The organism is Microcystis aeruginosa NIES-4325 (assembly GCF_008974145.1).
Classification (GTDB): Bacteria; Cyanobacteriota; Cyanobacteriia; order Cyanobacteriales; family Microcystaceae; genus Microcystis; species Microcystis aeruginosa_G.
In genome coordinates, this window is sequence record NZ_BJKP01000058.1 from 1 (window position 1) to 10349 (window position 10349).

The window sequence follows — 10349 nt, forward strand, 5'->3', positions numbered from 1 at the left end:
AGATGAATTAAGAGAATTAATTACCGAGAGACTGAAAGTTATGACCCAGAAGGTAATTGCTTCGATTACAGGACGTGCTTATATTCTTGAGGCTTTATCTGTAGTCGGTATTTAGAGAATTGGTATAAACAGAAGTAATTAGGGTTGGCTGTTTACTGATCACTGAACAAACCCCACATCCCACATCTCCGAACATTTGTCAAGACTGGGAGCAAAAATCCGCGTTTGTTCACAGAGCTTAATTAAGAGTTGTAACTTTTAATGAACAGGAAGGGGGTCTAGGGCTGAGAGCTTGCTATAGTGAATCCTAGCCGTTTTTTCACGGCTCGTCATTATCACCTCAGAGCCTTTACTCGTCTCAATCATCATCCCAGAGTAAAATCAATAATCCCTATGGTCAGCACGATCCAAAAACCAGAATTCGAGGAAATCCGTCCGGGTATAAAAGTTCCCGCTAAAGAAACGATCCTCACTCCCCGCTTCTACACCACTGATTTTGAAGCGATGGCGGAAATGTCGATCGCCGCTAACGAGGAAGAACTGAAAGCGATTTTAGAGGAATTCCGTACCGATTATAACAGGCATCACTTCGTTCGCAATCAAGAATTCGATCGCTCTTGGGAGCATATTGATGGCGAAACTCGCCGCTTATTCGTGGAATTTCTGGAAAGATCCTGCACGGCCGAATTTTCCGGCTTTCTTCTCTACAAAGAACTCGGCAGACGTTTAAAATACAGAAATCCCGTCCTCGCAGAATGCTTTAACCTCATGTCCCGGGACGAAGCGCGTCACGCCGGGTTCCTCAATAAGGCTTTATCGGATTTTAACCTCTCCCTTGACTTGGGATTTTTAACCAAAAGCCGTAACTACACCTTCTTTAAACCGAAATTTATCTTCTACGCCACCTATCTTTCCGAAAAAATCGGTTATTGGCGCTATATCACCATTTATCGTCATCTCGAACAACATCCCGAAGATCGGGTTTATCCGATTTTTAACTTCTTCGAGAATTGGTGTCAAGACGAAAACCGTCACGGGGACTTCTTTGATGCGATTATGCGTGCGCAGCCTGATATTCTTAATGATTGGCGCGCTCGTCTCTGGTGTCGTTTCTTCCTGCTTTCGGTCTTCGCTACGATGTATCTCAATGATACTCAGCGTTCCGGTTTCTACGCCATTCTCGGTTTGGACGCTCGCGAGTACGATAAGTATGTGATCGAGAAGACAAATGAAACCGCCGGCCGCGTCTTCCCGATTATTCTTGATGTGGATAGTCCTGAATTTTATGATCGCCTAGAGATTTGTGTTCGCAATAACGAGGGATTACGGGCGATCGATAGCGAAAACAGTGCCGCACCAGTTAAATTCCTGAAGAAATTGCCTATCTTCGCCTCTAACGCTTGGCAATTCCTCAAATTGTACCTGATGAAACCGATTCGGGTCGATAAATTAGCCGGTAGCGTCCGTTAAAAAGTTTGTTTTCTTGAGACATGGTGAGGGTGGGTTAAACCACCCTTTTTTTGTCGATAAAATTCTTAAGAAAATCCTCTAACATTTCTATCCTCGCTAGACTGGCTACTAGGGGTGTGAACTAGGTTTTTACTTTTTACTTTTCACTGTCAAAAATATGGCTATTTATAGTGAATTACCCACAGGGCAACGTCTCTATCTCGATAATCAAGGGCTGCAGACGATTGTAACTCTCGCTAGTGGTGCAGTGGGACAACAACAGCAGTCTAGCAGTAGTTTTGCCACGGGAGTTTGGACAAAAGAACCCCAAATAGAGATAATTCCCCAAGGGGCAATTATTGAAATTATCACCGAAACCGGACCCCACAGAATCCAAATTCAAGGAAGCAGTATTGGTTGTTCCTCTCCTCATACCTCTGGAGTTTCTCAGTCTTCTCAATCGACAAGCACTACCAGTTTCTCCTCCCCACCGATGCAACCGATGCAACCGATGAAAATGGGTAATATGTCGATGAATTTTGCCCCCATGGAAATGCGAATGGGAGATATGAAAATGAGTATGAGAGACACAAAAACCGTGAGTAAAACGCGATTTTGTAGTCAATGCGGGGCAAAAGTAGCGGCAACCGATCGCTTTTGTAGTAGCTGTGGTCATCAGTTACAGCAATAAAACCTGTTTAGCTAAATCTATAACTCCTTTTGGTGCAAAATTCTGTTTATATTGGCTGAATTGACCCGCTTCTAACCAGATTCCCTGACAGCGATCACACTTTTCGTACCAAATGGCGTGTTTATAGCGGTTCTCGCATCTGTGCGGCACACTTAAATCTTTGCTGATTAAGCTGTTCAGGATCGGGAATGTACCTCGTGTGAATCAGAAACGCTATATCATCGATGTCTAACATTCTCAACATCTGTTGACGACAATGGGGACAGGCGGAGACGGGCGATCGCCGACTTTTTCTTGGTTTAGTATATAGCGGTTCCTGTTCGCAAGAGGTACATTATCAATGTTGAAAAGCTTAATCATCAAAGGTTTAAGTGTGCCACACAGGTGTGAGAACCGCTATATCCCAATCGGTAATTTTGTGATTATGACTGGGAGGTAGATTGGGCTTGGCTTGAAAATCTCCCGTTTCTGTTCGCCGCTTTAACCATAAATCAATCGTGTTACGACTGATATTGAACATCTCACTGACTTCCGACTTTGGCTCTTCTGGTTTCTGTGTGGAAACGAGGTCTATACTGGTCTATACTGATAGTCTATTTAACAAAATAGTCCTAAAAGTCTTTCCCAGTAAACATTTCACGATTTCATAAGCAAAAATTATCACACAAAGTCGAGAAGAGCCGAATATCAGCGTCTATTTGCCTAAAACAAAACCCCACCATCGGTGGGGTTTCGGGTTTAATTTAGGAAATTCTAGAAGGTAAAGGTGCCGCGGAGGGTGCCAATCCACTCGTTACCAGTGCCTTTGAACTGTTCAGGTGCAGAAATCCAGATAACACCGGGGGTGATAGAAATATTGTCGGTGACTTGGTACTTGTAGAACAATTCAACGTGGTAGGGAACGATGTTAGATACTTTTAGACCCATGTCCCGGAAGCTTAAGTGACCGATGTAGGGCTGCGCACCAGCAAAGAGACCTAAGATATTTCCCTCTTTACCCAAGTCGGGGAAGGCAATACCGGCACCGTAAGTCCACACTTCCGCGTCACCGAGACCGAGTAGGCGCACGGTGGAGTAGGAACCGAAGGCACTCAAGCTGGCAAAACCAATATCCACTGCACCGGTTAAACCGTAGCTATTAGATACTTTGGCTCCGAAGTTGAAGAAACCGACTTCATCCTGTAGGGTGACGCTATCAGGATCGTTGCCGTTGACGTTGAGCAGGGTATTTAACTGAGTTTGGGAAAGGTTAGCCGCAGAACTTCCCGTTGCACCGAAGGAACCACCGTTACCGAAGATGGCTGTGTCAGCACTTTGGTAAGCGTTAACGTAGGTAAAGCCAAGGTTCAAGAAGTTGAAAAGATTGGCGTTAACCTGTGCTAAAGCGGCGTAGTCCCCGTTAAAGAGACCGTTGCCCGGATTGGGATCAGCAGGAGAAGTAGCACCACCAGCTAAGTAACCTAAAGATAGGGAAGTAGGACCAAGAATGCTTTGGAGGAAGCCTAACTGTAGGTTAACACCGGCCCCAGAACCGCCACCGATGCGGTAGATGGGGTTTTCGGAAGCAAAGGTAGATAGCGCACCATTACCACCGTCGAAGTCTTCAAAGAAGGGGTTAGTGGTGGGAACGAAGTCATTCCAAATACCGCCCCAAGCAGCGACGTAGGTATTAAAGCGACCAAAATAACCTAAGTCAATCGGGGTATAGTAGGCCAACCAGTCGAGAACCACATCGCTACCGTTACCTGCGCCGGTCCAAGTTTGGGATAGGGAAGGACTTTGCAGGTTATCGAATCTGACGGAAGCGGGATCACCATTTTGTAGTGTGGTGGTCGATTTGTAATCAAATCCGAAGCGAGTGGCACTACCCGCCGATAAACGGGTTTTCAACACGTCCTGACCGGTGAAGCTCGTGTTTAAAACTAAACGAGCGCGGTATTGCATGGCGGCCTGGGAGGCGGGGCTACCGGCACCGACCGTATCGGTGACAGCGAAGATAACCTCCCCAGCTAATTTGGTAGTGGTGGAGAATTGGTTATTCTCTAGGAAAGACACCCGGCCTTCTAAGTTATCAACTCTGGCTCCCAAGGCCGCTAACTCGGCTTGGAACTCGTCCATCAAGCGCTTGAGGGCATCTAAGTCTTCCTTGAGGACGTTGACACCATCTTGAATTAAACGTTCCATCACGTTTAAGCAAGCGTTTAAACCAGCCGCAAATTCCCAACGGGTTAAAGCTCGGTCGCCGCGGAAGGTGCGATCGGGATAACCAACAATACAACCATAGCGCTCCACAAGGCTTCTTAGGGCTTCATAAGCCCAAGCGGTGGGGGAAACATCGCGCAATTGGTTAACGCTAGTGACTTGATCGATGCTGTTGCCCTGTACGGGGGCAACTTGGCCTTCGTTACCGTAGCGCTCGATCTGATTGAGTAATTCGCCAGTTCCTGCACCGTTGTCCTGAACTTGAGCGATTTCTAGACTGTTAAATTCGGTAGAAACACTGGTAGATTTGACGGGATCGAAGCTACTAGCATTAGCGGAAGCTACTAGGGTAGCCCCTAAAATCGCTGGGCTAACCAGCAATGATTTCCAGAACATTTTTAACATGATGGTTTTTTCCTCACACCTTATAGGTTGACTACACAGTTTGACGACGCATATAGCCTTACTACTCTTTCGCCATTATACACGATTTAATTGCTTAGGGAAAGATGCGATCTCATTTTTTTCCCTTAACCAGTTGATAAACTGGCCACCCTGTCGATTATAACGGCACTTAAACAAAAACTAAAGTAGGTTAGAATCGTTACAGAGAGAAGACTTAAGCTCCAATAACAAGCTCGTCTAGACGAGTCGGGCCGGGTTCTGTGATTTTGATAACGACGACTAAACTGGCTTGTTGTCAGGTTAATTAGACATCTCCAAAAAATTACAACCTAGTCACAGCTTGCCTTTCTCTTGTGTACTAGCTAAATAGTTCGATGGTTGGAATGTATATCTATCCTTGCCAATTCAATTTTACTGAAAAAATATGAGGCAATTAAAATCATTTTTATTCTGGTAGATTCCTTAACTAGAGAGACTTTTAGTCTTGAGATAATATTATGGATATGTCTATTGATGATTTCTGTAGTGACACTGTTAAGTATCGAGTGATGTCTAATCAGCAAAACTTAACGCCCACAAAAACAGGGACAAGACCATGAAAAAAAGAAAGATAGCCCATACACTGCGTAAAGCCTTGCTAGAAGATGGCAAGATGGAACGCGCTCTCTATGAATAAGAATTAGAAGAACACCTAGACTACTGGTACGAAGGTCTCAAGTCCGACCGTGATCAGTTTGTCTTTGCCATCACGGAAAACTCTGGTCATGTGGCAATGGTATTGATTATGCCAGATAAAACTATCTACGTCAATGAGGAGGCTAGAGAGAAACTAGCTGAATTCTGGATCAAAGCCTATAACAATAACATAAATCGATTAATTCCCATGATGGCGGAGAATCTGGCCAACGATATTATCTCGGTGACAGGCGTTAAAACGGTGTCCCCAAACCAGAATCGGCGATGGGTTAGTTTGCGCCCGTAGAGTTAAAGTGCAGAGATGGCGGGAAACCCTGAAAAACTATCCGCCCTTACCAATTGCTCGGTAAGGGCGGTGTAGCGGGTCATCGGAATCGACACCAGACTGCCGGAAGGAACTCCAGCTAGTCTAAATCTTGTTTAGACGTGGGGGTCTAGAGAACAGCCCCGGCGCACAGCCGGCTATTGTCGATTAGGAGACCCATGCTTTTACTACTTTCTACCATCGACATCACCTCCTGTATCCCTGAACGGATTGATTATCAAATTTGTCTGCAACTAGCTTAACGCAGCTGTTCGCAAAAAATCAAGGCCGGCAGCTAAAAATTTTTTCGGCAGGCTTAGATTAGCTCCAAAATGGAGGTGCAGATAGGAAGCGTGTAGATTTTTACCTTGCCACCCTTCGCCATTGATAGTACTTTTGGGGAATGCTTGCAGTTGATAAATCGGTGCGTCGCTCACCCCGCTTAATTGGGAGCGATGGAATTCATGGCCGCGCACTGGTTGACCTGCTTTGAGCAGGATCGTCTCCTGTTTGGCGATGGCTTGCCGATAACCTAGTGTTAACTTTGGGGACATTATAGCAGATTGGGGGATTATTTGCAACATAGAATGATTTTTTTGCTCGAAATCAACTATTTTGTCACATAAATACATTAATCCCCCACATTCGGCGTAGGTGGGCATTCCAGAGGCGATCGCTTTTCTCACCTGGGTTAAGATAGGGGTGTTAGCCGCTAATTCTGGGGCAAAGATTTCGGGAAAACCGCCACCGAAGTACAATCCTTGCAGGTTTTCGGGCAAATTTGCTCCTTGCAAGGGACTCCAAAAGATTAATTCTGCGCCTAAATTGGCTAAAATATCGAGATTATCGGGGTAATAAAAGTTAAAAGCCTTATCTCTGGCAATACCGATACGGATAGGGGGAAAAAGCTTATTTGCTACTGGGGGATTTTTCGGGTTCTCTTGGGGAGAAATAGTCAGCAAAGGCAGGAGAATGTCCCAATTAAAGCAGTTTTGGGCAATAGAAGCCAGTTGATCTTGCAGTTCCCTGATTTCTCCTAGTTCATCCCTGGTAACTAATCCTAGATGGCGATCAGGAATTATCAGGGAATCTTGACGACGCAAAACCCCGACAATCGGCATATTGATGGATTCTAGGGCGGTTTGCAGTAATTGCAGGTGGCGATCGCTACCAACCCGATTGAGAATAACTCCGACTAGATGGAGATTTTTGTCTAAAGATTGATAACCACGGACAATAGCGGCGACAGAGGTAGATAAACGACTACAATCGATAACTAGCAGCAGAGGAAGCCCTAAAATACGGGCAATATGGGCGGTACTGGCATAATCGGGAAATTGAGTATCGCTTAATTGAATACCATCAAATAGCCCCATTACCCCTTCAATCAGAGCATAATCGACATTTTGACAATGTTGGGCAAAACAGGTTTTTACATAGTCTTCAGAAGTTAAAACCGGATCGAGATTGCGACAGGGGCGACCGGTAAAATGAGTATGGAACATGGGATCGATATAATCGGGCCCAACTTTAAAAGATTGCACTCGATCGCCACGACTGATTAAATAGGCCAAGATTGCCAGAGTAATCGTCGTTTTACCGACTCCGCTTCTTTCTCCTGCGATGATCATTATTAGTTGTTTTTTTTTCGAGATCGAGCTAGACTTAATTAGCCTGTTACACAATTAATTCTAAGGGTTGCCAACGGCTAATAGATTTAATTTTCGCCGCTAACTCGTCCTGTGTGTCAATCGACTTTTTTTATTAGCGGCGAAATCAATTTGACCACGTTTAGGATCACAACAGAGAAATTATTTGACTTGATATGTACCAATTATCCCTCCCCAAAAACTGGATACTTTTAGATATTGAGCGAGAATTGATAGGTACTTTTGCAAGTCCAACGCAGTTTAGAACAACACCCCGAAACCTCCGTTTATCTGATTAGTACTGGTTAGTCCGGCAGTCCCTACGGATTCGGCGATCGCATTTCGAGCAAACACACCCGCGCTATGGTTTCCGCAGCTTTAAATGGCGATTTAGAGGAAGTCTTTTTCCATCCTCATCCCATCTTTCAGGTTCTCGTCCCCGAAATTGTTCCAGCAGTTGCCCAAAAAATCCTTGATCCTCCACAAGCATGGCAAGATGGCGAATCCTACAACCTACAAGCGCAAGAATTAGCCCATCGTTTCGTAGAAAATTTCCTTCAATTTACCACTGCTTCCCAAGAAATAATGGCAGCTGGTCTAATTTGGGAATAGCAGCATCAAGGAATCGGTTATCAACTATCAGTTAAAGTGAGATTTTCTCGCAGTTTGATTTTCAGGGGCGTCTGTTGGTATCCCACTTATAGCGTTTCCTGTTCGCAAGAGGTACATTATCAATGTTGAAACGCTTAATTGTCAAAGGTTTAAGTGTGCTACACAGGCGTGAGAACCGCTATAAACTAAATGGTAAAATAGCCCATCAGCGCTTTTCCTACCCCAAAACTCGAGAAAATCCTCAAAGAAAGAGATATTCAACGAGAACAGGAAAGACAAACCCTGCTGACAAAAACCCAACAGTGACTTGATGAAAATGCTCTAAAATACGGAATTAATCGAGCTTATATCTTTGGAGAGAAGAGGAAATTTGATGCACAACCAAAAACTAATTCGGTTGCCAACCCTTTAGCCACTTTTTGCGGGTAATTGGCAGCAATGCCCAGAAAACAGCTTAATTTGGCTGAGAGAAAATCTTCAGGTTAGTATCTCTAGCATCAGTTACCGAAAAATTGGGTTTAAAGCCTCGCCCTTTTAGGGCGACTTTATAGGATGTATGATATTAAGAATAGCGGGCAGGGTAAGCAACCGCTTAAAAAACCCAGTCATCGCCGGATGAACGCACCGTTCGGCAAAAGCTCACGGACGAAGCCTTGAAAACTAGAGTGATGGGGTTCTATAGGGGAATGCTCCTATAGGTAAAAGCTCTAAGTGTCAAGTACCAAAGAAACCAATTATTTTAGAGGTTTTGAACTGTATCGTAGGGCATACGAGAACAGGCTTCTGTAAGGTCGCGAAAGTTTGAGGAGAGAACCACCTCTGGGTGGGATTTCGCCAGGAATCTAATTCAAGTGGACTCGTTGAGCCAGAAATTCTCAGCAGTGATGCTAGAAGAATCCACGTCCGTTTAAGGCGTGGGGTATGTCAAAACATTTATCTTCCCCTGACTCGGTTTTCTCAGCTATTGACAAGGGTTCCCCTAAAAGCCTACAAGTATTTTGGATAGGTATAGCCATTGAGGAACCGACCAAAATATGAAAATAAAGACAAGATTACGGGAATGGGGTAAATTTTTCTTAAAAAGTGGTGCTAGTATCGCCCTAGCACTATTTTTAATCTTAAGTCTGTTCACCGCTAAAGGGACTGCCCCTGCTTTAGCTGTGCTTGCTCAGGGTGACGCAGTAACGGATCCCACTGCTATTTTACGCAATGCCTTACCCATAGATAATAAACCAATTCGTCAAGTGCAACAATCGATCGAAGATATTGCCAAACATCTGCGGGCCAAACGTTGGAGTCCGATTAAAAAAGATGTCAAGGATGCCAATTATGCCCTTTCTACCAAAAGCAAGGCTATCTTAGATAGTGTTCCCGAAGCAAGTAAAAGCCAAGGGGAGGAATTAATCGAAAAACTGAAAACGGGAGTGGCATCCCTCGATACGGCTGTAGAAGCGAAGGATAAAGAGGCAGTTTGGTCAACCAGACGGGAATTGCTCAATAATATCACCGCTTTAGAAGAATTAATGGTGGTGGGCTTTCCCTTTAACGTTCCCCCGGAATACGCTAACTTGCCGCAATTGCGAGGACGCGCCACCGTAGAGATGCAGACAACCAAAGGAGATTTAACTATCGTTGTGGATGGTTACAGCGCCCCAGTTAATGGGGGTAACTTTGTGGATTTAATCCAACGGGGTTTTTATGACGGTTTACCCTTCATTCGCAGCGAAGATAATTTCGTTGTTCAAACTGGGGATCCCGTCGGTGCAGAAGAGGGATTTATTGACCCGAAAACTAAGCAATATCGCTCTATTCCCTTAGAAATTTTGATCAAAGGGGAAGAAGAACCAGTTTATGGCAATACTCTCGAAGAATTAGGAATTTACTTACCCAGTCTTGCCTTGCCTTTTAACGCTTTCGGTGCATTGGCCCTAGCGCGTCCGGATACTAATCCTAACGGAGGTTCCTCGCAATTCTTTTTCTTTAAATTCGATAATGAATTAACTCCTCCGGGGTTTAATCTCATGGATGGTCGTTATTCGGTTTTTGGCTATTTAGTCGAGGGAAAAGAGGTGTTAGAAGAACTTACCGATAAAGATAAGATTATCACCGCTAAAGTGGTTTATGGCTTAAATAATCTCGTCCAACCTAGCTAGGTTGGAGGTTTTTAACTAGGTTTTGTCAAGGCACAGAGATTAGTCAAGATAGGGGAAGCATCTCAGATTCTGGGTGCTTCCCCCGATACCCTGGAAAAGTGGCAATTGTCGGGGTCAATATTCCCCGCTAGTGAAAGCGATGCAGCCTGACAATTACTCCATCTTCTCCATCTTTCGAGAATTTAATT

Annotated in this window: 6 protein-coding genes and 3 pseudogenes; 5 read left to right on the forward strand and 4 right to left on the reverse strand. The window is 44.6% G+C overall.

The annotated features are described in order from the left end of the window. Positions 1-393: 393 nt before the first annotated feature. Together acsF and MiAbW_RS18270 are read left to right on the forward strand one after the other, a co-directional pair. On the forward strand, positions 394-1470 hold the full coding sequence (gene acsF, locus MiAbW_RS18265; RefSeq protein ID WP_151697252.1) for a magnesium-protoporphyrin IX monomethyl ester (oxidative) cyclase: 1077 nt from the start codon (positions 394-396) through the stop codon (positions 1468-1470). A 157-nt stretch (positions 1471-1627) separates the two neighbouring features. Beyond that, a complete protein-coding gene (locus MiAbW_RS18270) occupies positions 1628-2140 on the forward strand; it encodes a zinc ribbon domain-containing protein (RefSeq protein ID WP_151697253.1) in 513 nt (170 codons plus the stop codon). Here the strand turns inward: MiAbW_RS18270 and MiAbW_RS18275 are convergent. The 3 genes and pseudogenes from MiAbW_RS18275 to MiAbW_RS18280 all read right to left on the reverse strand — a co-directional run bounded on the left by MiAbW_RS18275 (position 2129) and on the right by MiAbW_RS18280 (position 4747). Continuing rightward, on the reverse strand, positions 2129-2290 hold the full coding sequence (locus MiAbW_RS18275) for a zf-TFIIB domain-containing protein (protein ID WP_238707343.1): 162 nt from the start codon (positions 2288-2290) through the stop codon (positions 2129-2131). The genes MiAbW_RS18270 and MiAbW_RS18275 overlap by 12 nt on opposite strands. Positions 2291-2543: 253 nt before the next feature. Then, a pseudogene (locus MiAbW_RS19670) lies at positions 2544-2681 on the reverse strand (IS630 family transposase); the annotation flags it as partial. A gap of 212 nt (positions 2682-2893) precedes the next feature. Further along, the gene (locus MiAbW_RS18280) at positions 2894-4747 is read right to left on the reverse strand and encodes an iron uptake porin (RefSeq protein ID WP_151697255.1); all 1854 of its coding nucleotides are present in this window, start codon (positions 4745-4747) and stop codon (positions 2894-2896) included. 595 nt (positions 4748-5342) lie between these two features. Between MiAbW_RS18280 and MiAbW_RS20610 the strand changes: the two are divergent. Next, positions 5343-5729: pseudogene (locus MiAbW_RS20610) on the forward strand (hypothetical protein). A gap of 272 nt (positions 5730-6001) precedes the next feature. On the opposite strand, the gene MiAbW_RS18295 reads toward MiAbW_RS20610, so the two are convergent. Then, positions 6002-7378 carry a cobyrinate a,c-diamide synthase gene (locus tag MiAbW_RS18295; protein WP_151697257.1) on the reverse strand — a complete coding sequence of 459 codons (1377 nt, stop codon included), beginning with the start codon at positions 7376-7378 and terminating at the stop codon, positions 6002-6004. Positions 7379-7657: 279 nt separating this feature from the next. On the opposite strand from MiAbW_RS18295, the pseudogene MiAbW_RS18300 reads away from it, so the two are divergent. Continuing rightward, positions 7658-8008: pseudogene (locus tag MiAbW_RS18300) on the forward strand (phosphoenolpyruvate carboxykinase (ATP)); the annotation flags it as partial. 1034 nt (positions 8009-9042) lie between these two features. Then, positions 9043-10161, forward strand: a complete 1119-nt coding sequence (locus MiAbW_RS18315) for a peptidylprolyl isomerase (RefSeq protein WP_151697258.1) — start codon at positions 9043-9045, stop codon at positions 10159-10161. Positions 10162-10349: the final 188 nt, after the last annotated feature.

What these genes read in the sequence shown, in the direction of transcription:
- MiAbW_RS18295 (WP_151697257.1), bottom strand. Translation starts at nt 7,378, where the DNA reads ATGATCATCGCAGGAGAAAGAAGCGGAGTCGGTAAAACGACGATTACT.
- MiAbW_RS18270 (WP_151697253.1), top strand. Translation starts at nt 1,628, where the DNA reads ATGGCTATTTATAGTGAATTACCCACAGGGCAACGTCTCTATCTCGAT.
- acsF (WP_151697252.1), top strand. Translation starts at nt 394, where the DNA reads ATGGTCAGCACGATCCAAAAACCAGAATTCGAGGAAATCCGTCCGGGT.
- MiAbW_RS18315 (WP_151697258.1), top strand. Translation starts at nt 9,043, where the DNA reads ATGAAAATAAAGACAAGATTACGGGAATGGGGTAAATTTTTCTTAAAA.
- MiAbW_RS18280 (WP_151697255.1), bottom strand. Translation starts at nt 4,747, where the DNA reads ATGTTAAAAATGTTCTGGAAATCATTGCTGGTTAGCCCAGCGATTTTA.